21 protein-coding genes are annotated in these 21,729 nt (G+C 66.8%); 2 read left to right on the top strand and 19 right to left on the bottom strand.

Annotation, left to right across the window (positions count from 1 at the left end; translation table 11 throughout):
- Positions 1-33: 33 nt before the first annotated feature.
- The 8 genes from B2W22_RS02185 to B2W22_RS02220 all read right to left on the bottom strand — a co-directional run bounded on the left by B2W22_RS02185 (position 34) and on the right by B2W22_RS02220 (position 9,404).
- The gene (locus B2W22_RS02185) at positions 34-1,017 is read right to left on the bottom strand and encodes a CobW family GTP-binding protein (RefSeq protein WP_286936044.1); all 984 of its coding nucleotides are present in this window, start codon (positions 1,015-1,017) and stop codon (positions 34-36) included.
- A complete protein-coding gene (locus tag B2W22_RS02190; RefSeq protein ID WP_286936045.1) occupies positions 1,017-2,675 on the bottom strand; it encodes an amidohydrolase family protein in 1,659 nt (552 codons plus the stop codon). Before B2W22_RS02190 ends, B2W22_RS02185 begins: the two co-directional genes overlap by 1 nt.
- 5 nt (positions 2,676-2,680) lie before the next feature.
- On the bottom strand, positions 2,681-3,928 hold the full coding sequence (locus tag B2W22_RS02195; protein WP_286936046.1) for a metal-dependent hydrolase family protein: 1,248 nt from the start codon (positions 3,926-3,928) through the stop codon (positions 2,681-2,683).
- A 27-nt stretch (positions 3,929-3,955) separates the two neighbouring features.
- Entirely contained in the window at positions 3,956-4,837 is an 882-nt protein-coding gene (locus B2W22_RS02200) for an ABC transporter permease (protein WP_286936047.1), read from the bottom strand.
- Positions 4,838-4,845: 8 nt separating this feature from the next.
- Positions 4,846-5,892: an ABC transporter ATP-binding protein gene (locus B2W22_RS02205; RefSeq protein ID WP_175122126.1), complete on the bottom strand. Its 1,047-nt coding sequence runs from the start codon at positions 5,890-5,892 to the stop codon at positions 4,846-4,848.
- 3 nt (positions 5,893-5,895) lie between these two features.
- Positions 5,896-6,705: an ABC transporter permease gene (locus B2W22_RS02210; RefSeq protein WP_175122125.1), complete on the bottom strand. Its 810-nt coding sequence runs from the start codon at positions 6,703-6,705 to the stop codon at positions 5,896-5,898.
- 277 nt (positions 6,706-6,982) lie between these two features.
- On the bottom strand, positions 6,983-8,077 hold the full coding sequence (locus B2W22_RS02215) for a M14 family metallopeptidase (protein WP_286936048.1): 1,095 nt from the start codon (positions 8,075-8,077) through the stop codon (positions 6,983-6,985).
- 1 nt (position 8,078) lies between these two features.
- Positions 8,079-9,404, bottom strand: coding sequence for an MFS transporter (locus B2W22_RS02220; RefSeq protein WP_286936049.1), 1,326 nt, complete (start codon positions 9,402-9,404; stop codon positions 8,079-8,081).
- A gap of 172 nt (positions 9,405-9,576) precedes the next feature.
- Here B2W22_RS02220 and B2W22_RS02225 point away from each other — a divergent pair, with 172 nt between their 5' ends.
- Together B2W22_RS02225 and B2W22_RS02230 are read left to right on the top strand one after the other, a co-directional pair.
- Positions 9,577-10,479 (top strand): LysR substrate-binding domain-containing protein, encoded by a 903-nt coding sequence (locus tag B2W22_RS02225; protein ID WP_286936051.1) that lies wholly within the window; start codon positions 9,577-9,579, stop codon positions 10,477-10,479.
- Positions 10,480-10,571: 92 nt separating this feature from the next.
- Complete coding sequence (locus B2W22_RS02230) at positions 10,572-11,279, top strand: FadR/GntR family transcriptional regulator (RefSeq protein WP_175139503.1); 708 nt, start codon at positions 10,572-10,574, stop codon at positions 11,277-11,279.
- Positions 11,280-11,345: 66 nt separating this feature from the next.
- Here B2W22_RS02230 and otnK read toward each other — a convergent pair whose 3' ends face one another.
- The 11 genes from otnK to B2W22_RS02285 all read right to left on the bottom strand — a co-directional run bounded on the left by otnK (position 11,346) and on the right by B2W22_RS02285 (position 21,687).
- Complete coding sequence (otnK, locus tag B2W22_RS02235; protein ID WP_286936052.1) at positions 11,346-12,599, bottom strand: 3-oxo-tetronate kinase; 1,254 nt, start codon at positions 12,597-12,599, stop codon at positions 11,346-11,348.
- On the bottom strand, positions 12,596-13,504 hold the full coding sequence (gene ltnD, locus B2W22_RS02240) for an L-threonate dehydrogenase (RefSeq protein WP_286936053.1): 909 nt from the start codon (positions 13,502-13,504) through the stop codon (positions 12,596-12,598). The genes otnK and ltnD overlap by 4 nt, the downstream gene beginning before the upstream one ends.
- A gap of 46 nt (positions 13,505-13,550) precedes the next feature.
- On the bottom strand, positions 13,551-14,522 hold the full coding sequence (gene denD / locus B2W22_RS02245) for a D-erythronate dehydrogenase (RefSeq protein WP_175122118.1): 972 nt from the start codon (positions 14,520-14,522) through the stop codon (positions 13,551-13,553).
- Between the two features lie 10 nt (positions 14,523-14,532).
- Positions 14,533-15,318: a 2-oxo-tetronate isomerase gene (gene otnI, locus B2W22_RS02250; protein WP_286936054.1), complete on the bottom strand. Its 786-nt coding sequence runs from the start codon at positions 15,316-15,318 to the stop codon at positions 14,533-14,535.
- A 39-nt stretch (positions 15,319-15,357) separates the two neighbouring features.
- A complete protein-coding gene (locus B2W22_RS02255; protein ID WP_370633006.1) occupies positions 15,358-16,680 on the bottom strand; it encodes an MFS transporter in 1,323 nt (440 codons plus the stop codon).
- Between the two features lie 83 nt (positions 16,681-16,763).
- Positions 16,764-17,402 (bottom strand): aldolase, encoded by a 639-nt coding sequence (locus B2W22_RS02260; protein ID WP_218342639.1) that lies wholly within the window; start codon positions 17,400-17,402, stop codon positions 16,764-16,766.
- A 146-nt stretch (positions 17,403-17,548) separates the two neighbouring features.
- A complete protein-coding gene (locus B2W22_RS02265) occupies positions 17,549-18,700 on the bottom strand; it encodes a hypothetical protein (RefSeq protein ID WP_286936055.1) in 1,152 nt (383 codons plus the stop codon).
- Positions 18,697-19,836, bottom strand: coding sequence for a hypothetical protein (locus tag B2W22_RS02270; protein WP_286936056.1), 1,140 nt, complete (start codon positions 19,834-19,836; stop codon positions 18,697-18,699). The genes B2W22_RS02265 and B2W22_RS02270 overlap by 4 nt, the downstream gene beginning before the upstream one ends.
- 8 nt (positions 19,837-19,844) lie before the next feature.
- Positions 19,845-20,183 (bottom strand): DMT family transporter, encoded by a 339-nt coding sequence (locus B2W22_RS02275; protein WP_286936057.1) that lies wholly within the window; start codon positions 20,181-20,183, stop codon positions 19,845-19,847.
- A 2-nt stretch (positions 20,184-20,185) separates the two neighbouring features.
- The gene (locus tag B2W22_RS02280; protein ID WP_286936058.1) at positions 20,186-21,067 is read right to left on the bottom strand and encodes a decaprenyl-phosphate phosphoribosyltransferase; all 882 of its coding nucleotides are present in this window, start codon (positions 21,065-21,067) and stop codon (positions 20,186-20,188) included.
- Positions 21,064-21,687, bottom strand: coding sequence for an HAD family hydrolase (locus tag B2W22_RS02285; protein WP_175122110.1), 624 nt, complete (start codon positions 21,685-21,687; stop codon positions 21,064-21,066). Before B2W22_RS02285 ends, B2W22_RS02280 begins: the two co-directional genes overlap by 4 nt.
- Positions 21,688-21,729 lie beyond the last annotated feature (42 nt).

A 21,729-nucleotide genomic window follows, 5' to 3' on the forward strand; every position in this document is an offset into this window, starting at 1 on the left:
AGTCTGGCCGCGCGGCCTTGGATTCAACGGTGTTCAGACCAGCATGTCGACCGGCGCATGCGGCGCGGAGGCACGGATTTCCTCAGCCTCGATGTCGCGCGCAATCACGATGATCGCGTCGCGCGCATCCGGCTGCCGCGTCAGCCGCTGCGGCAGGCTGAAGGTCGATCCGACCGACTGGATCAGGATGGGTTCTTCGCAATCGCTGACGCGCACCACGGCCTTCACCCGCAGCAGGCGGTCGCCGCAGAGCCCGGCCAGGTTGTCCAGCCATTCGGAAAAATCGGTCCAGCTGATGCCGGGCTGCGCGCGCGCCGCCATGACGCGGATGCGCGGATGCGCCGCGCCCTGCCCGCCTGCCGATAGCATCCGCGCCGCCAGCCCCGCCAGGTCGGAAGTGCCTTGCGACGGCGCGAACGCGGCCCGCACGGCGCGGGTGCGATCCGGTTCCGCGACAACTGCGGCCAGCGGATTCAGCGCCTCGGCGCGCGCGGCACGAGCGCCCAGCGCACCGGGCACGGCCGGCAGCAGATCGGTCTTGGTCAGCACGATGCGATGCGCCGCCCCGAACTGCGCCATGGCCTCGTCCATCTCGGCCAGCGCATCAGGATCGCGCGCGCAATCGTCGGTGCAGACCACCGTCAGCCGCAGGCCGCGGCTGGCCAGCTCGGGATCCGCGAGCGACGCGATGATCGGGCCGGGCCGCGACAGCCCGCTGCATTCCAGGATGACGCGTTGCAAGGGGCCTTCGCCTTCGGGGCGGGGCGCGTCCAGCAGCGCGCTCAGCGTGTAGACCAGGTCGCTGCGCAGCGAGCAGCACACGCAGCCGTTGGCCATCAAGGTCATCGGCACGTTGTCGCTGTCATTGGCCACGATGGCCCCGTCCACGCCGACCTCGCCGGCCTCGTTGACGATCACGCCGGTGTCACGCGATTCCGGATCGCGCAGGTAGTCCACCAGCAGCGTGGTCTTGCCGCTGCCCAGAAACCCGCACAACAGGAACAGGTCGACGGCCATCAGGGTGCGTCCTCGCCCGTGTCGCACGGCGATCCCGACGGTGCGCCGCCGGCCGGCGGACGCTCGCCGTCCGGATCGTCGGCCCAGCTGTCGCGGACCATCGCGCGCACGTCGGCCAGCAGCTCGGCGGTGTCGTACACCACGCCCGACTTGATGGTGGTCTGCAGGCAGCGCTGCCATTCGACCTTGGCGGTGTCGTCGTTCAGCCGCATGGCGCCCGTGCCAAACAGCAGCTTGAAGTCGGTCAGCGGGTTCTGGTCGTGGATCAGCAGGTCGGCGCGCTTTTGCACGTCGATGGAGCCGGTGTCGTCATCGATGCCCAGCAGCGCCGCGCTGTGCGACGTGGCCGCGCGCAAGACCTCGATGGGATGAAAGCCCGCTTCCTGCAGCAGCTCAAGTTCGCGGACGAAGCCGAATCCATAGATCTGGTAGATGAAGCCCGAATCGCTGCCCGCGCAGACGCGTCCGCCCAGGTTCTTGTATTCGTTGATGAACTGCATCCACAGCCGGTAGTTCTGCTTCCATTCGATCTCGTTGGTGGTGCTCCAGCGATACCAGTAGGCGCCGTGGCCGCCGCGCTGCGGCTGGAAGTAGCGCCACACCGCCTTCCACGTGTATTCGTCGTGCCAGTCGGCGCGGCGCGCGCGCATCAGGTCGCGGTTGGCGTCGTAGATGTTGAAGGTGGGCACGAAGGTGTGGCCCAGTTCCAGGAACTCGTCCATGACCTGCCGCCACTTGGCCGACCCCGGCTGCGCGGCCTGCATGAAGGTCTGGCCGGCCACCGCAAAGCGGTAATACTCGTCGCTGTAGTTGTAGTCCGTCGGAAACGACTGCACGACGCGGTCTTCGAACAGCGCCTCGGGCAGGCCGTAATAGTGTTCGGAACTGGTCAGCCCCCAGCGCGCGGACTTCATCGCGTTCACGCGCGTCACTGCCATCTGCGCGTGATGGCAGCCCGAGCGCAGGCCCACCTTGGCCGCCTCGTCCAGCGCCGCTTCCATGATGGCGGGCGGGGCGCCGAAGAACTTGATGCCGTCCGCGCCGCGCGCGGCCAGCTTGCGCACCCATTCGCGGCCCTGTTCGGGCGTGTGGATGGTCTTGACGCGATCGTTCACCGCCGGGAACACGGAATGCACGATCATGCGCGGCGCGGCGATCTGGTTCGCGGCGGACAGCTCGCGCTGCTCCATCGTCCAGCCCAGGCCGCCCATCGCGCCCATCTCGCGCACGGTGGTGACGCCGTGCGCCAGCCACAGCTTGTAGATGTAGTCGGCGGGCGGCACGATGCCGCTCATGGCGTGATACGGCGTGCCGATGTGCGCGTGCGCGTCCACAAAGCCCGGCGTGACGAACTTGCCGTGGCAGTCGATCTCGTGGTCGCCCGGACCGGGCCGGCGCGTGGGATCGATGGCCTTGTGCGGCGTGCCCACGTTGACCAGCGCCGTGATGCGATCGTTCTCGATCACGATGTCCACCGGCCCCCAGGGCGGCGCGCCGGTACCGTCGATGATCGTGGCCCCGCGCAGGATCAGCCGCGGAAACGGTCCCAGGCCGCGGTCGCGCGGCGCGGGCGCCGAAGGCGGATGCCAGCCCTTGGCCGCGTTGACGTCGCGCGACTCTTCGCCGACTTCCGACTGCGAAAACGTGGGATCGCTCATGGCTCCTAGACTCCCAGCTCGTTGTGTTCGATGACGCCGCCCTTCATGATCAGGCCGATGTGCTCGCCCTGCCCCAGCAAGCACGACAGGTCCCGGTACGGATCGCCGTCCACCAGCAGCACGTCCGCCAGCGCCCCTTCCTGGATGCGGCCCAGCTGGCCGACCTGGTTCAGCACTTCGGCGGCGGTCGTGGTGGCGCACTGGATGACCTCCTGAGCGGACAGCACCTCGCGGCGGATGCGGAATTCGTCGCTCTGCAGGCGCTGGGACGGGCCCAGCAGATCCGACCCGTAGCCGATCTTCACGCCCGCCTTCTTGTAGATCTCAAGCGAATGCAGGCCCGCGGTGCGCACCGTCGCGATCTTGGCGACAGAGTCCGCCGGCAGGCCGTAATCGGCGCCTTCGTTTGCCAGGGCCTCGTAGGTCACCAGCGTCGGCACCACGAACGCGCCCTTCTCGGCCATGAAGCGCGCCACGCGTTCGTCGACCAGATTGCCGTGCTCGATGGTGCGCACGCCGTTGCGGATGGCGCGCTCGATGGCGTCGGCAGTATAGGAATGCGCCATCACGTAGGTCTGGCGGCTGGCCGCCTCGTCGACGATGACGCGGATCTCTTCTTCCGAATAACCGAAGGATGCGATGGGATCGGTGGGCGAGGCCACGCCGCCCGAAGCCATCATCTTGATCTGGTCCGCACCCATCTGCAGTTCCTGGCGCACGGCCTTGCGCACGTCGTCGATGCCGTCGGCGACGCGACCGATATCGCCCGCACGGAAGCAGCAGCCGCAAAAGCTCATGGGACGCAGGTGATCGGAGCGCGGACGCGGATCGCCGTGGCCGCCGGTCTGGCTGATGGCGCGGCCCGAGATGAACAGGCGCGGTCCCTTGACCGTGCCTTCGTTGACCGCGCACTTCAGGCCCCAGCCAGCGCCGCCCGCGTCGCGCACGGTGGTGAAGCCCCGGCGCAGCATGGCGGCCATGATGGGCACCGCGCGCATCATCACCAGCGCGTCCGGCAGGACGCCCTGCGTACTCAGGTTCAACTGCGTGGCCAGCACGTGCACGTGCAGGTCGATCAGACCCGGCATCAGCGTGCGGCCCGCGGCGTCGATCACGCGCGCCGAGGAAGCGCTGATCGGCTTGTCCGACACTTCCTTGATGACGCCATCCTCGACCAGCACATGGTGCCCCTCCAGCAGGTCGGACTGCAGGGGATCGAGCAGGTTCGCATTCTTGAACAGCACAGCAGACATGAGAATTTCCTTATCGGGGTATCCAGGTCAGGACGCCATCGTCTTGATATAGCGCCGGTGAATCAGCCAGTTCGAAAAGAGGGCAATGACAAGCGTGCCGCACACCAATATGACTGCGAGCGCCGCGCCGAACGGCCAGTTCGAGGCCTTGGTGATCTGGTCGTATAGCGCCGGCGCCATCATGGTCAGTCCGGAACCGCCCAGCAGCACCGGCGTGGCGTACGCATTCATGCACAGGATGAACACCAGCATCGTGCCCGCGGCCACGCCTGGCGCGGCGATCGGCAGCACGATGCGGCGGAAGGTGGTGAAGAAGCTGGCGCCCACATTGCGCGCGGCCTCTTCCACCGACAGGTCCATGCCTTCCAGCACGCTTTGCAGCGTCAGGATCAGATACGGCATGACCACCGCAGTGGTGCCGATCACCACCGCCGTTGGCGTGTACATCAGCGTCAGCGGCTTATCGATGATGCCCAGCCCCTGCAACACGGCGTTGACCACGCCCGCATTGCCCAGCGCCACCATCCAGCCGGCCGCGCGCACCACGTTGCCCACCATCAGCGGAAACACCAGCAGGATCACGAACAGGCTCTTGTAGCGGCTTTGCGTGCGCGCCAGGAAGTACGCCACCGGAAAGCCCAGCACCAGCGCCAGCACCGTGCACAGCGCCGCGATGCCCAGCGTGGTGAAGAAGATGTCGCGGTAGTACGGGTCGCCAAAGAACTTGGCGTAGTTCTCGAACGTGAAGGCGGTCTGCATCATCTCGACCGGGTCGAAATGATTGAAGCTGTAGCGCGCCAGCTGAAGGATGGGGATCATGATGATCACCAGCACCACCAGCGAGGCCGGAAAGGCCAGCCCCGGGCCCAGCCAGCGGCTGGGGTGTCCGTCCTGCGTTGCGGTCGTCATCGCGCCTCCTATTGCGTGAAGGCGACGCAGTCGTCGGGTTCGAAGCACGCATACACGCGCTCGCCGGCGGCGGGCGGCGCGGCGCGCGTGCCGGCATTGACGATCTGGCTGATCAGGCGGTCGCCGCCATCAAGCTGCACCCGCACCTCCAGCACCGAACCCAGGTACAACGACGATTCGATGACGCCGGGCAACGCATTGCCGCCCGACGGCTGCGCTTGCAGGCGTACACGTTCCGGCCGCACGCCCACATGCGTGGCATTGCCGCCGCCCGGCGCGGCGATGCGCTGTCCGGCTTTGGTTTCGAACTGGTCGTCGGCTTGGCCGCGTCCCGTAAAGACATTCATCTTGCCCAGGAAGTCCGCGACGAACAGATTGGCGGGCCGCTCGTACAGCGTGTCGGGCGCGCCCACCTGCTGCACGATGCCGTCGTGCATGATGGCCATGCGGTCGGCAATCGCCAGCGCTTCTTCCTGATCGTGGGTCACGAACACGGTGGTCAGGCCCAAGCGCCGTTGCAACGCGCGGATTTCCTCGCGCACTTCCAGGCGCAGCTTGGCGTCCAGATTCGACAACGGTTCGTCCAGCAGGAACACCTTGGGTTCGATCGCCAGCGCCCGCGCAATCGCCACGCGCTGCTGCTGGCCGCCGGACAACTGGCGCGGATAGCGGTCGCGCAGTTCCGTCATGCGCACCATGTCCAGCACGCGCCGGATCTTTGCATCGCGATCGGCTTTGGGCACCTTGTGCATTTCCAGGCCGAACGCCACGTTTTCCGCCACCGTCATGTGCGGAAACAGCGCGTAGCGCTGGAACACCATGCCGGTGTCGCGCTTGTGCACCGGCAGCCGCGTGACGTCGGTTTCACCGATGCGGATGCGCCCTGCCGTGGGCGTGATGAAGCCGGCAATCATGCGCAGCGTGGTCGTCTTGCCGCAGCCGCTGGGTCCCAGAAAGGTGACCAGTTCGCCTTCGGCAATCTCCAGGGAAAAATCCGACACCGCGACCGCCGCGCCGAACTGCTTGCGGATGTTTTCGATTGAGACCTTCGCCATTTCTTACACCACCTGACTGAGTTTCACGTAGCGGTCGGTCACAAGCATGATGATGCCCAACAGCAGGATTTGCACCGAGGCCACCGACGCGATGGTCGGGTCCAGGTTGAATTCGAGGTACTGCATGATCGCGATGGGCAGCGTGGTGCGCCCCGGGCCGACCAGCGACAGGGACAGCTCCAGGTTCTCGAATGACACGACAAAACTGAACAGCGCCGCGGCGACGATGGACGGCCGCAGCATCGGCAGTGTCACGCGCATGAATGCCTTGGGCGCGCTTGCGCCCAGGTTGCGAGCGGCTTCCTCGATGGAGCCGTCCAGCCCGGCCATGCCCGCCGTCACAAGCCGCACGGTCCACGGGATGGTGAGGCACACGTGCGCAATGACCAGGCCGCCGAAGGTGCCGACGAGGTCCTGATCCAGCACGTTTTCAGCGCGCAGGTAAAAGAGATAGACGGCCACGCCCGCGACGATGCCGGGGATCAGCAGCGGCGACAGCAGCAGCGTGTTGACACCCTTGCTGCCACTGAAGCGGTAGCGCGCAATCGCGACCGCGGCCAGCACGCCCATCGTCACGCCGATGAACGCAGCCACCAGCGACACTTGCAGGCTGAAGATGAAGCCGTTGGCGAACGCGGGGTTTTCCCACGCCTTGACGTACCAGGAGAGCGTGTAGCCCGATGGCGGGAAATAGAGGATGGCGTCCTTGAAGAAGCTCAGCCAGACCACCAGCACGATGGGGCTGAGCATGAACGCATACATGAGAACCACGAAAACGCGGTGCAGCCACGTGGCCCACGGGATCACGCGCAATGGCTTTTCCCGCGAGGCTGCGACGGCTGAGTCCAAAGGAGGCGCACTATGCAAATCCGGTTCCTTTCAGCAACTGCCGGCTTGGTTTGAAACTCCTCCGAAGACTCTGCGGTCTCTACGGTTAACCAAAGCATATCGACGGGTTGCTGCACCGCTCAAGTAGGGATAACCCACGTCGCGCCAAAACTCGCGGGTTATCCCTGCGGTAGCTCCGATGACGGTGCAACCCACTGCGGCGCAACGCTGCCGCAGGTGCTACCCGTCACCCGGCGCGCTGCTACCCGGCAGCCTGCAGGCCGCACACCGCTTGCAGCACCGCCACGCGGCTCTGGCCCAGCACCATGCCTTGCCAATCTTCCTGCCCGCAGTAAAACGCGTCGCGTGTGGCCTGCAGGATGTCCTGTTGCAAGGCATCGCGGGCGTCGGGATGCGCGCGCAGCCAATTGCGTCCCCGCAGCGCGTGCACCACCTCGTCCCAAGGCTTGGTGCCGAACTCCAGCGCCATCAATGTCGGTTCCGACGCAGGGCAGGCGTCGTAGATGAGACCCGCGAGATGGCCCGTGATGTCCACCGAGGCCGAGCTGCCTTGATACGGCACGGCGATATCGCTGCCCCACCACTGCCGCGCGCGCGCCACTTCCGTGTCGTCACGCCGGCCGGCGTAGATCTTCTCGCCGTGACCACGCGGCCCCAGGCCCGTGTGCACGTCGATCCAGCCGATGTGCGCGTGGCGGCTGGCGTGGGTCCGCAGGATGTCGCGCAGGGTCAGCAGCGACGGCGAATGCCCCGCGCCGCCATAGAACAGGCCATCCGGATGCGTGTACTGCCCGCGCGACACGGCCTGCGTCGTGGCGGCCAGGCCGTGCGTTTCGATATGGCGGGCGATGGCCTGGCGGTTCTGCTCCGTGGGCGGCCATTCCTGCGGCAACAGCAGATCGTGGATCTCGCCATAGCCTGGATTGGCCGGGAGCGCGCGGCCGTCGAAGGGCTGGGCATTGCGGTTCAGGTCGACGTTGCCCTGGTCGGTGCGAGCGATCCACGAAAAGCCGTACGGGTTCACGGCGTGCACCAGCAGCAGCGCCACGCCCGCCTGCCGCGCGCGTTCCAGCATCGGCGCGTCATCCAGCAGCGCAAGCTGGCAACCTGATCCGCAGAAGCCCTCCACGCCGTGCGTGGCCGACGTCACGATCAGGAGCCGCTGGGCGTCGGCATCGCCGATCAGCGCCACGTCGGTGGCCAGCGGCTCGCCCTGGCTGCCCACGGCCGCGATGCCGTACGACGCAACCTGCGTAGCCAGCGGCGCGGCGGCCACCAGGAAGCGTTCGCGCGCCTGGGCGTAGCTGCTGGAAAAGTAGCGGTCAACGGATTGCATGTCAGGGCTCCTGGCTGTCGATGTCATGGCCGGTGCGGTCCTGAATCCAGAACAGCACCACGGTGGAAAGCGTCACGGTGACCATCAGGTACCACGCGGGCGCCATCGGGTTGCCGGTCACGTGCAGCAGCCAGGTCACGAAGAATTGCGCAAAGCCGCCAAAGACCGAGATGCCCAGACCGTACACCACGGACATGCCCGTGGTGCGCACGGCCTTCGGAAACAGTTCGGGCAGCATCGTGATGACGGGCGCGGTCTGCAGCGCCAGCAGCACGGCCAGCAGGGCGATGACCGTCATCAGCCGCCCGGTGCTGGGCGCCGACACCAGCCATTGGAAGCACGGCAGCAGCACGCAGACCGTGACGGCTCGCGACCAGAAGATCACCCGCTTGCGCCCCACGCGGTCCGCCAGCATGCCGACGAACGGCGCCAGCGCGAAACCGATCGCGCCCAGCACGACACTGGCAAACAGCGTGGACGTGGCCGGAAGGCCGAGTTCCTTGGTGGCGTAAGCCGGCATGTAGAAGCCGATGATCTGCGCGCACACCATGCCGCCGATCACGAGCAGGATGCCCTTGACGATCGTGAGCTTGTGGTCGGCGAAGACGCGCCGCAGCGGCTGGTGGCCGGCGGCGGCCGTTCTGGCGCCGGCGGTAGGCGCGGGTTCCAGCGTTTCCTCCAGATTGCGGCGGATGTAGGCGCCCACCGGCACCGTCAGAATGCCGATCACGAACGGCACCCGCCAGCCCCAGGCCTGCATTTCTTCCTTAGTCAGCGCCGCCGTCAGGATCGCCACGGTCAGCGCGCCCAGCATCACGCCGAGCGACTGGCTGCCGAACTGCCAGCTCGAATAGAAGCCGCGTTTGCCGGGCGGCGCGTGTTCCACCAGCAGCGTGGTCGAGGCGCCGACCTCGCCGCCCGCCGCAAAGCCCTGGATCAGCCGTGCCAGCACCATCAGCACGGGTCCCAGCACGCCCATCTGCGCGTGGGTCGGCGCCAGGGCGATGAGCGCACAGCCCAGGCCCATCAGCCACAGCGTCAGCGTCATGGCCGCGCGGCGGCCGTGCCGGTCCGCGTACGAGCCGATCAGCATGCCGCCCACGGGCCGCATCAGAAAGCCCACGCCGAAGGTGGCGGTGGTCAGCAGCAACTGGCCGTAGCCGGATGCCGCGGGAAAGAAGAGCGGCCCGATGACCAGCATCAGGAACGTGAAGACGGTGAAGTCGAAGAACTCGAGCGCGTTGCCGATGGTGGTGCCGGCAATGACGCGGCGGCGCATCGACGGCGTGTACAACCCCGGGCCGCCTGCGGCGATGGCAATAGACATTGTTTTCCCCTTGATGTCCGGTGCAGGGCCGCCGGTCCGTGCGTCCGGATCGCTTTGCGCGCCCCACCGCCGTGAATATACGGATGGCACACGATAAGCAAAAGACAGTATTTTTGTCGCGATGAGCACTTTTGCTTATAGCCCTGCCCGCCCAATCCGGAACGACTTGCCCATGAACCTGCGCCAACTCCGCGCCTTTGTGCTGATTGCCGAGCATCGCAGCATCCGTGCCGCGGCGCGGGCGCTCTTTGTCACCCAACCTGCCGCCACCCGCAGCCTGCGGGAGCTGGAGCAGAGCGTAGGCGCGGAGCTGGTGCGCCGCAGCGTCAAGGGCGTGGAACTGACCCCGTACGGGGAAGCGCTGTACAAGCGCGCCGTGCTGATCCTGCAGGAAGCCCGCAAGGCGCAAGAGGAGATCGGCCAAATGCGCGACGGCGAGGGCGGCACGCTGAACCTGGCCATCAGTTCCGCGGCGCTGACGGTCCTGCCCGCCGCGCTGGCCGCGTTTCGCGCACGCATGCCGCGCGTCTCGGTGGCCTTCAACGAGGTCGCGCCGCCCTACAGCCACGAGCAGCTGGAATCCGGCCGCTACGACTTCCTGGTGCAGACCGAATACGACGGCGACATCGACGACGGGTTTGCGCGGACCACGCTGTTCACGCTGCCGCTGGCGGTGGGCGCACGCGCGGGCCATCCGCTGCGCGGTGCGCGCACGCTGGCCGAGCTGCACGATGCGCTATGGCTGCTGCCGGGCAATATTCAAGCCCCCGCGAACCTGCTGCGGCTGGCGTTCGATGCGCATGGGTTGCCGCCCCCGCGCGACGTGATTCCCTGCCAGTCCATCGCGGTGGCGCTGGCTATCATTGCGGAGAGCGACGCGCTGGGCATCTTCGTGCGCAATCTTTTCGATCATCAGTTGCTGCCGCGCGGGTTACGCATGATCCGTCTGGATCATCCGCTGCCCGCGGCGCGCGTGTCGGTCCTGACGCGTGCCGACTCGCCCCCCACGCCAGCGGCGCAATGCTTCATGCATTGCCTCCTGGACGCGCAGGCAGCGCATGCCGACGGCACCTAGGCGAACGCACCGATAGACCGGGTTACTATTGCCGATGGCCCCGCCGATGACGTCGAGACGGGCCTTTTTGTTTCTCCCCCCACTCCCCGTCCATGGCGTTTCCCCGACTTCCCGCTGTTCCCACCCTGACCGACACGGTCGCCAAACGTCTGCTCGCCGAGATCGACGAAGGACGCGTGCTGCCCGGTGAAAAGCTGCCCACGGAATCCGCGCTGGCCGAACAGTTTGGCGTCAGCCGCACGGTGATCCGCGAAGCCGTGTCGCGGCTGCGCCAGGATGGCGTGGTCGAAGCGCGGCAAGGCAGCGGCGTCTTCGTCACCGGGCACACTGGCAACCGGGCGCTGCGGATCGACGCAGCCGAGCTCTCGTCACTGGAGGCCGTGCTGCACATCGTGGATTTGCGCCGGGCCCTGGAAACCGAAGTGGCGGCGCAAGCCGCCGCCAGCCGCAAGAAGCAGGACATGGTGGAGATCGACGCGGCGCTGGCTGCGATCTCGCAGGCCGTGGACAACGGCGGAGATGGTGTGAAGGAAGATGTGGCCTTTCACCGCAGCATCGCGCGCGCCACCGGCAACCCGTACTTTCTGACCACCCTTGCGTTCGTCAGCCAGTTCCTGGAAGCCGCCACACGCGTCACCCGCGGCAACGAGGCGCGCCATGCAAACCTGATGCGCGACGTATTGCAGGAACACATCGCCATCGTCGAAGCCATCCGGCGCAAGGATGTGGACGGCGCCCGGGAAGCCGCCCGCATTCACATGGTCAATGCCGCCAAGCGGTTGAGCCAGGCGCACCGCTGAGCCGGACTGAAGCGCTATAACGGACTACACCGCCGCGGACTGCACCGCCCCGGCCTGCACAGGCCGCTAGCGAAACGCCTTCGTGAAAAAATCCCGGCTGCCGAAGTTGCCGGACTTCAGCGCGATGCTGATGTCGGCCTGCGCAACCGGCGCATAACCGGCGCACCACGGCACGCCCGGATCGATCTGGTCGCCGATCGTGATCTGCTCCAGGCCCAACGCCTGCACCACCGCGCCCGAGGTCTCGCCGCCGGCCACGATCAATTGCCGCACACCGCGCGCCACCAATCCGGCTGCGATGCGCGCGATTGCCGCTTCGATCATGGAGCCCGCCTGGCTCGCGCCGAGCGCGCCCTGGGTTTGCCTGACGGCGTCAGGCTGCGCCGTGGAATAGATGAGCACCGGGCCGTCCTGCATGCGCGGCTCGGCCCAGGCCAGCGCCTGCCCCGCCACGTCCTCGCCGGCGGCCAGCTTCATGGGATCCAGCGCCAGCGCGGGCCGGCCGCTTTCAATGAAGGCCGCCACCTGCGCGTTCGTCGCGGCGGAGCAACTGCCCGCCACCACCGCCTGCAAGCCTTGCGCGCGGGCCACGCCGGCAGAACCCGTGGCCGCCAGCCCCCAGTTGCCCGGCAGGCCAATGGCCACGCCGGAGCCCGCCGTCACCAACGGCATGCCTTGCAGCGCCGGGCCCAGCGCCAGCAGGTCGTCGTTGGAAACGGCGTCGACGATGGCGATCTCGATGCCTTGCGACATCAGTTCCTGGATGCGTTCACGAATGGCGGCGGTGCCGCGCGCGACCACGCTGTAATCGATCAAGCCCACCTTGCGCGACGTTTGCGCCGCCAGCACCCGCACGAGGTTGGGGTCGGTCATCGGCGTCAGCGGGTGATGCTGCATGCCGGATTCGTTGAGCAGCACGTCGCCCGCGAACAGATAGCCCTTGAACACCGTGCGCTTGTTGTCGGGAAACGCCGGCGTCGCGATGGTGAAAGCGGTATCCAGGTTCGTCATCAGCGCATCCGTGACCGGCCCGATATTGCCCTGCGGTGTGCTGTCGAACGTGGAGCAGTACTTGAAGTAGATCTGTTCGGCCCCTTGCGCACGCAGCCACTGCAGCGCTGCGAGCGATTGCGCGATGGCCTCGTCGGGCGGCAGCGTGCGGGTCTTCAACGCGACCACCACAGCGTCCGCGTCGCCCCGCAGCGGCTCGCCCGGCGTACCGATGGTCTGCACCGTGCGCATGCCCGCGCGGACCAGATTGTTCGCCAGATCGGTGGCACCCGTGAAATCGTCGGCGATGCAGCCCAGCTTGATCGTCATTTGGCCTCCGGCAGGGAAATGCCCGGGAAAATCTTGATCACGGCGCTGTCGTCTTCCCGGCCATGGCCGGCCGACGACGCCTGCATGAACATCTGGTGCGCGGTGGATGCCAGCGGCAGCGGGAACCGGGTGTGTCTTGCGGTATCCAGCACCAAGCCCAGGTCTTTCACGAAGATGTCCACTGCGGACAACGGCGTGTAGTCGCCCGCCAGCACGTGGGGCATGCGGTTCTCGAACATCCAGCTGTTGCCCGCGCTGTGCGTGATGACCTCATACAACGCATCGGCGTCCACGCCTTCGCGCAGGCCCAGGGCCATGGCCTCGGCGGCGGCCGCGATGTGCACGCCGGCCAGCAACTGGTTGATGATCTTGACCTTGCTTCCCGCGCCCGCGCGGTCGCCCAGCCGATAGACCTTTCCCGCCATCGACTCCAGCACTGACCCGCAAGCCTCGTAGGCGGCCGCGCTGCCGGCGGTCATCATGGTCATCTGGCCGGCAGCCGCCTTGGCCGCGCCGCCGGAGATGGGCGCGTCCAGATACAGGATTCCCTGCTCGGCCAGGCGCCCTTCCAGTGCCACGGACCAGTTGGGGTCCACGGTAGAGCACATGACGAATACCGATCCGGGCCGCAGCGCGGCGGCAAGGCCGCCGTCGCCAAACAGCACCGACTCGGTCTGCTGCGCGTTGACGACCACGCTGACGACGATCTCGCAGGCCTGCGCCATGTCCGCCAGGCTGGCGCAGGCCACGCCGCCCTGCGCCGCGAAGGCCGCCGCGGCGTCGGCGCGAATGTCGTACACGTGGACCGCGTGCCCGGCGCGGCGCAGGCTTTGGGCAATGCCCGCGCCCATCGCGCCCAGGCCGATGACGCCAACGCGGCGCGGTGTTTCTGTGGAATTGATCATGTCGTTCGTTGTCCGGGAGCGGGATGCAAAAGGGAAAGGCGGCGACTCAACGCTTCAGGTCGTCGGCCATGTAGGCGCGGACGATGTCGGCAAAACTGCCATCGCCCGTCAGGCCCAGGCGGGTGGCGCGCGACGTGTCCCAACGCCCCGGCCAACTGCCGACGATGCGCTCGACACGCGCGTCCGCCTGCCAGCTGATGCGGTCGGCAACCTCGTCGCCCGCGACCTCGCGCAAGGCCTGCGCCATCTCGGCCGCCGTGACTGACACGCCAGGCAGGTTGATCGGCGTCCGGTCCGCCATCGCCTCGGCATCCAGCTCGCAGCCTGCGATCAAGGCAGCGATCGCGCCGCGCGGCGACAGCAGCCACAGCCGCGTGTCCGCGCCAACCGGGCACACGGCCGGTTCGCCATTCAGGGGTTCGCGGATGATGCCGCTGGCGAACGACGACGCCGCCGCATTCGGCCGGCCGGGACGCACGCTGATGGTCGGCAGGCGCAGCACACGGCCATCGACGAACCCGCGCCGCGTGTAGTCGGCCAGCAGCAGTTCGGCGATGGCCTTCTGCGTGCCGTAGGACGATTGCGGATTGAGCGCAGTGTCGTCGCGCACGGTGTCGGGCAGATTGCCGCCATACACCGCCACGGAGCTGGTGAAAATGACGCGCGGCTTGTGGCCCAGCGCGCGGCAGGTTTCCAGCAACGCGCGCGAGGCGTCCAGATTGATGCGCATGCCCAGGTCGAAGTCTGCCTCCGCCTGTCCGCTGACAATGGCGGCCAGATGAAAAATGGCGCGCGTCTCGGTATCGATGGCTTGCCGCAGCACCGCCGGGTCGGCAATGTCGCCTTCCAGCGACCGTACGCGCGGGTCCTGCAGATCCGCCTTCACGACGTCCAGCAAATCGATTTGCGTAATGGTCTGGGGCTTGCCGCCTTCCAGCGCCAGCGTGCCGCGCTCGAGCAGTTTGCGCGCCAGCCGCTGGCCCAGGAATCCGGCGCCGCCGGTGATCAGTATCTTCATGATGGGATGCTCAACGATGGGTGAGATAGGGTTGGGCCCAGCCCAGGCCTTCGGACGTTCCGGCGCGCGGGCGATATTCGCAGCCGATCCAGCCTTGATAGCCCAACGCGTCGATACGCTGGAACAGGTAGGGGTAGTTCAGTTCGCCCAGATCGGGTTCGTGACGGTCTGGCACGCCCGCAATCTGGATGTGGCCAACGCCGGCCATATCGCGTTCGAGCTTCACGGCGATGTCGCCTTCGACGATCTGGCAGTGGTAGATGTCGAACTGCACCTTCAGGTTGTCCGCGCCCACGTCGTGGCGAATGGCCTGCGCGTCGTCCTGCCGGTTCAGGAAAAAGCCGGGAATATCGCGCGTGTTGATGGGTTCGATCACCACGGTCACGCCAGCGGTGGCGGCCGTGCGCGCGGCAAGCGCCAGGTTCCTGACGTAGACATCCCGGTGCGCCGCGTGGTCCTGGCCGGGACGGATCAGGCCTGCCATCACATGCAGATGGCGGTTGCCCAGCACCGCTGCGTATTCCAACGCCTGGTCCAGTCCGCGCTTGAACTCGTCTTCGCGTCCAGGCAGCGATGCGATGCCGCGCTCCCCCGCCGCCCAGTCACCCGGCGGCGCATTGAACAGGGCCTGCGTCAGGCCGTGCGCATCCAGGCGCGATCGGATCTCGGCCGCCGTGAAATCGTAGGGAAACAGGAATTCCACCCCCGTGAACCCGTCATGCGCCGCGGCGGCGAAGCGCTCCAGGAAGGGATGTTCCGTGTACATCATGCTGAGGTTTGCGGCCAGGCGCGGCATGTCGGTTCCTTTGATGCAGAGGTGATTGCGGACGCCGCGCTAGCGGTTGACCAGCTTGGCCGGCGTAAACCAGACCGCGATGGCGCCAATGACCAGCACGCCCGCCAGCACGTACATGCCGGACGCAGTGGAACTGGTCAGGTCCTTCAGGTAGCCGATCATGTAGGGGCTGGCAAAGCCGGCCAGGTTGCCCACGGAGTTGACGATGGCGATGCCGGCGGCCGCGGCCGTGCCGGACAGGAACGCGGTCGGCAGCGACCAGAACAGCGGCGCGCAGGTCAGCACGCCCGCGGCCGCCATGGACAGGAACACCAGCGACACCACGGTGTTGTCGGCGAAAGAAGCCGCCGCCGAGAAGCCCACGGCGCCCGCCAGCGCCGGCACGATCAGGTGCCAGCGGCGCTCGCGCCGGCGGTCCGCGGAATGGCCCAGCAGGTTCATCACGACGATGGCGCACAGGAAGGGGATGGCGCTGAGCAGGCCGATGTTGAACGCCCCCGTCACGCCCGTGGACTTGATCAGCGTGGGCATCCAGAACGTCAAGCCATACTGGCCGGCGACGAAGGCAAAGTAGATCAGGCACATCCACCATACGCGCTTGTCGGCGAACACCGCGCGCAGCGAATGCTTCTGCGTGCCTGTCTCCTTCTGGTCCTGTTCGATCTCGCGCGTCAGCAGCTTCTTTTCGTCGTCGCTCAGCCATTTTGCGCTGGCGATGCCATTGTCCAGATACATCACCGTGACCACGCCGATCACCAGCGCCGGCACGGCCTCGATCAGGAACATCCATTGCCAGCCCTGCAAGCCGTGCATGCCATGAAAGGCCTCCATGATCCAGCCGGACAGCGGATTGCCGAAGATCCCCGCCACGGGGATGGCCGACATGAACAGCGCGATGATCTTTGCGCGGCGGTGGGCCGGGTACCAGTAGGTCAGGTACAGGATCACGCCGGGATAGAACCCGGCTTCGGCCAGCCCCAACAGGAAGCGCAGGATGTAGAAGCCCGTCGGGGTTTCGACGAACATGAACATGCCCGACAGAATGCCCCAGGTGATCATGATGCGCGCGATCCAGATGCGCGCCCCCAGCCGGTGCATCAGCAGATTGCTGGGCACTTCGAACAGGAAGTAGCCAATGAAGAAGACGCCGGCGCCCAGGCCAAAGACGGTTTCACTGAAGCCCAGGTCCTGCGACATCTGCAGCTTGGCGAAGCCGACGTTGACGCGGTCCAGGTAGGCGATGACATAGCAAAGCATCAGGAACGGCACCAGCCGCCAGAACACCTTGGCATACGCGCGAGCGGTTTCGCGGGACTCGGGCGGCGACGAAGCCGCAGGCGCGGCATGGGACGCCAGTTCCATCGGGGGCATTACCAGTCTCCATCAAGAATGCGCCGCCTTGATCCGCGCTGTCGCGGCCGGCAGGCTTTGTACGAAAAAGCGGATCAGTAGCGGGCGCCGAACGTGGCGCGCAGGGTCTCGATGGCCTCGTCCGTCAGCGGCTCGGGACGCGGCTGAGTCATCAGCCACAGGCGGGCGGTTTCTTCCAGTTCCTCGAGCGCAAATGACGCGTGGGACACCGACTTTTCCCAGACCACCGGGCCCAGCCGCTCGAACAAGGCGCCGCGCACCTGCCCCGCCACGGCGGCGACTTCGGCTGCCGCCTGCGGGTCGCCCGGACGGCGATAGCCGATCAACGGGATGCGACCCACCTTCATGACCTGGTAGGGCGTGATCGGCGGCAATACCTCGTCCGGACGCCACACGCCCGCGAGCGTCAGCGCGACCAGATGGGTAGAGTGCGTATGCACGATGCCGCGGGAATCCGGGCTGGCGCGGTAGATGCCCTGATGCAGCAGCAACGTCTTAGACGGCTTGCCGCCGGCGACCCAGTTGCCGTCCAGATCGACCTTGGCCAGCTCGGCGGGATCCAGCCGGCCCAGGCAGGCGTCGGTGGGTGTGATGAGCCATCCGTCGTCCAGCCGGGCGCTGATGTTTCCGGCCGCGCCGACGGTATAGCCACGCGCATAGAGGCTTGCGCCGATGGTGCAGATTTCTTCGCGGATGCGGGCTTCTTCAGTCATGGAATGTCCCCGGGCGGCAGGGACGGGCAACGAACAGCAGACGCGGCGAAGCAGGCATGACGACGATGTCTCTTGAATAGAAGTTATCGGGTCATCATACAAATTTTGGCGATGAGCGGGTATGGGGTAAACCCGCGCACCGCCGATTACGCTTGCGCGCGATCAACGCCCGCCGCGGTCGGCGCGGCGGTGTTAATCCAGGCCGTCAAGGCCATTGCCATCAGCACCAGCAGCGATGGATACAGCATGCTCAAGTTGCGCGCCTCGCCCTCGGCGGCGAACAGCAGAAAGAGCGGCACGTTGACCGCCAGCGCCATCAGCACGTGCAGCCGGAACGGCGCGGGCAGCAGGCGCCAGCCGGTGACGGCCACGCCCACGATCATTAACACCATCACGGCGCTCAGCCCTTTGGGCAGCGCGACGCCGTAGGTGCTTTCGGTGCGGAACCAGTTGCCGGGGTCCAGGAAGTAGAAGAAATTCGCGCCCGGCTGGAAACTCACCGCACCGCCCGGGTTGCCCGCGTAGCGCACGCGCAGGGCCAGATACACGCAGCCGCAGACGAACACCAGCCCCGCCACGACGGTTGCAGCCTTGAGGCGCGGCAGGCTTAGCCGAAGAATGGGATACAGCGTGACGACATAGAAGAAGAACGCCTCCTTGTTCCAGGTCGCCATCGCGGCAACGACGGTCAGCAGGCCCAGCCGCCCGGCCGCGCGCACGGGGCGTTCGACCGGAATGCGCCAGGCAAGCAGAATGGCGCACGCCATGAACAGCACTTCGAAGAAGTCGTAGAAGAAGCCGCCTTCGGTCAGAAAGAACGGCAGCAGCAACGCAATGACGAGCGGCGCCGCGGTGGCAGCGGCTGCGCTGGCGCCCGCCCGCAGGCACACCGACCGCATGGCGAACAGCGAGCCGAGCAGCGCCAGGAAGGTCAGGTAATAGACGATGTGATAGCGCAGCGTCACAGGCGCCTGCATCGCTTCCGACGCGGGAAAACGCATGGCCAGTCCTGACCGGCTGTTCACGCGGCGCGGGTCGGTCAGCCGCTCGGACAGGCGCTCGACGGTCGCGGCCGGCATCAGGTCTTGAATGCCATTGGCGATGGCCGGCGCGAACTGGCGGTACACGTAAGGCCGGTACGCGGTGCCGTCGACCATGGACGCCAGCGAATGCGGGCCGTGCCCGTCGTTCAGGCGCCACTTGGTATAGAAACCATTGAAGGCCGCCGCGGCGACCATGACATAGAGCATCGCCAACAGGAATCGGCGGTAGCCCACGCTATTGAAAAAACGGATCATCGGACTTCCAGGGAGACGGCCGGTTGGGGCGCGGTCTGCGGCCCCAGCCACTTTGCCAGCGCCAGCGCCAGCAGGCACAGCAGCGCCGGATACAGCATGCTCAGATTGCGCATTTCGCCGGGCGAACAAAACAGCAGGAACAGCGGCACGTTGATGGCCAGCGCCAGCTTCGCGTGCCCGCGCAGGGCATCCGGCAGCCGCGGCCAGCCATTGATGGCGATGCCCGCGAAGGCCAGGATGCTGAAGAGACTGAAGCCGCGCGGCAGCAGAACGCCATAGGTGTTCTCGGTAAGCAGCCAGTTGCGGGGGTCAACGTAGTAGCGCAGGTTGTCCCACAGCTGGAAATCCACGGTGGATCCGGGATTGCCCGCGTAACGCATGCGCAGCGCCAGATAGACGCAACCGCTCACCAGCAGCAGCACCGCCACGACGCCCGCCGCCGGCAGGCGCGGCAGGTTGCGCCGCAAGAGCGGGTACAGGGCGGGCGTGAAAAAGAAGAAGGCTTCCTTGTTCCACGTCGCCAGCCCCGCCAGCGCCACCAGCGCGCAAAGCCGGACCGGCGTCTGGCGCGAGGCGCCCAGCGCCAGCAGCACGGCGCTCATGATGAACAGCAGTTCGACGAAATCGTAGAAGTAGCCGCCCTCGGTCAAAAAGAACGGCACCATCATCGCCAGGACCGCAGGCGCTGCCGTCGCGGCCACCGCACCCGCCCCCGCCTGCTGCGCCACGCGGCGCATGACGAACAGCGAAGCCAACAGCGCGGCAAACGTCAGGTAGTAGACGAGGTGGTAGCGCAAGGTGACTGCCGGCAGCAGGGCCTCGGACGCCGGATAGCGCATCGCCAGACCCGAACGGCTGTTCACGCGCCGAGGTTCGGCCAGACGCTCGGACAGGCGCGCCACGGTGGCCGGCGGCAGCAACGCCTGGATGCCGTTGGCCAGCGCGGGCACGAACTGCCGATACACATACGGACGGTGGGCCGTGCCCTCGACCATCTGCGACAGCCCGAGCGCCGCATGGCCGTCGTTGAGCCGCCACTTGGTGTAGAACCCGTTCATCACGGCGGCCGCCACGACGACGTAGGCGCAGCACAGCAGGAACCCGCGATACCACGCGCTTTGAAACAGGCGTTGCATGGCTGCGCCTACTTCGAGACCAGGAAGACGCCGACGGCGATGAACGCCGCGCCCGCCATCCGCATGGCCGTGATGGTCTCCGTGCCGGACAGCAGGCCGTAGACGAACACGCCCGCAATCGCGCAGGCCACCATCAACGGATACGCCAGCGTCAGATCGAGCTGGCGCAGCGCCAGCGCGTAGAAACCAAAGCCCAGGCCGTACGCGCCGATGGCGCCCGCATAGGGCAGCGCCTGCGTCAGCAAGGACGGTGTGGGTCCGTGGGCTGCGGCGGCCCCCGCCGCCTTGAGCGCCACGCTGGCCACCACGCTGCAGGCCCCGCTGAGGATCAGCCAAAGATATGCCATGTCTACGTCCTTACCAGCAAAACCACCACCGCCACCCAGGCCAGCACCGCAAGGCGGATCTGGTTGTCGGCGAGCAGATCGCGGCCCGGCTCTTCGCCCGATCCGCCCTTGTACAGCAAGTAGATATACCGGAAGACGCCGAAGGTGACGATGGGCAGCGTGACGATCAGATGCTGCGTGCCGTGCAACGCGGCGGTGATGTCGTCCACCGTATAGAGGCCATACGCCAGCAGCGTCGTGCTGGCGGTGATGCCCACCAGGATGTCCAGCAGCTGCGGCGAATAGTGGCGCAGCACGGTGCGCGTGCTGCCTTGCGATGCCGGGGCATCGAGAGGCGCCGACGCGATCTCGGCACGCCGTTTGGCAAAACCCAGGAACAGGGTCAGCATGAAACTGCACAGCAGCATCCAGCGCGACGGGATGATGCCCACCGCAAAGGTGCCGCAAGCCAGGCGGATCATGAAGCCCGCAGCAATACAGAACACATCGACCAGCACCTTGTGCTTGAGGCTCAGGGTGTAGGCGATGTTCAGGGTCAGATAGCCGGCCACGGCCAGCGCCACGGGCCAGAGCCCGCACACGAGCGGCAGGCCGAGCGCCGAGCCAAACAGCACGACGATCAGCGCGCGGGCAGCGGGCAGGCCGACCCGTCCGCTGGCAATGGCGCGCAGCCGCTTCTTGGGATGCGCCGCATCGGCGGCGCGGTCGTGATAGTCGTTCAGGACATAGACCGCGCTGGACGCGAGGCAGAACGCGACAAAGCCCACGCCCACGGCAAACACCAGCGCGGGGTTCGTCCATCCGTGGCTGAAGATCAGGCCGATCAGCACGAAGCCGTTTTTCAGCCATTGCTGCGGACGCAGCAGGGAAATCAGCGCCCTCATGGCTTGACCGCCTGCCCGCGGTACCAGGCATGTTGGGCCGCGTCGATGAGCCACTGGTCGCCGCGGCTGTCGCCGTAGGCGTGCAGTTCATATTGGTCCGGACCGCCGTAGCGCTCGGTCAGGCGCCGCAACTTTTCAGGGCCCCAGCAGTTGTGTCCGTCAAAGTCGCCGGTCAGACGGCCCTGCGCATCAACCGCCATTCGCGTGCAGATGAGGTCGTCGAACCCGAGGTAGCGGGCCACGTCGTCGAGGTAGATGTCGGGCGAGGCGCTGACCAGCACGCAGCGGTCGCCGCGCTGCTGGTGCCAGCGCAGCCGCTCGATGAGCGCGGGCCGCAGCGGAATGGTGTGCACCCACGCGCGGGCGATGCGGGCCAGCTCGGTGCGCGAGCGCCCGCGCAGCGCGGCGCGGCAGAGCGACTGCTTGGCGTCTTCGTTGCTGCGCAGACGCAGCGCGAACGCCGTCAGCGCCGGCGCGGTCCGCACGAACGCCGCCAGCAAGCCGACCCACGACAGGTGGGCCAGGAAGGGAATGAATGTGTCGCGCTGAGTGAGCGTGCCGTCGAAGTCGAAGGCAGCGATCACGCGCGTGGGAGCGGGAAACTGCGTTTGTGTAGCCATACTGCTATCGCGACGGAACCCGGCCGGGCCTTGCCGTCACAA

The organism is Achromobacter sp. UBA4530, assembly GCF_002388205.1.
Taxonomy (GTDB): Bacteria; Pseudomonadota; Gammaproteobacteria; order Burkholderiales; family Burkholderiaceae_B; genus Achromobacter; species Achromobacter animicus.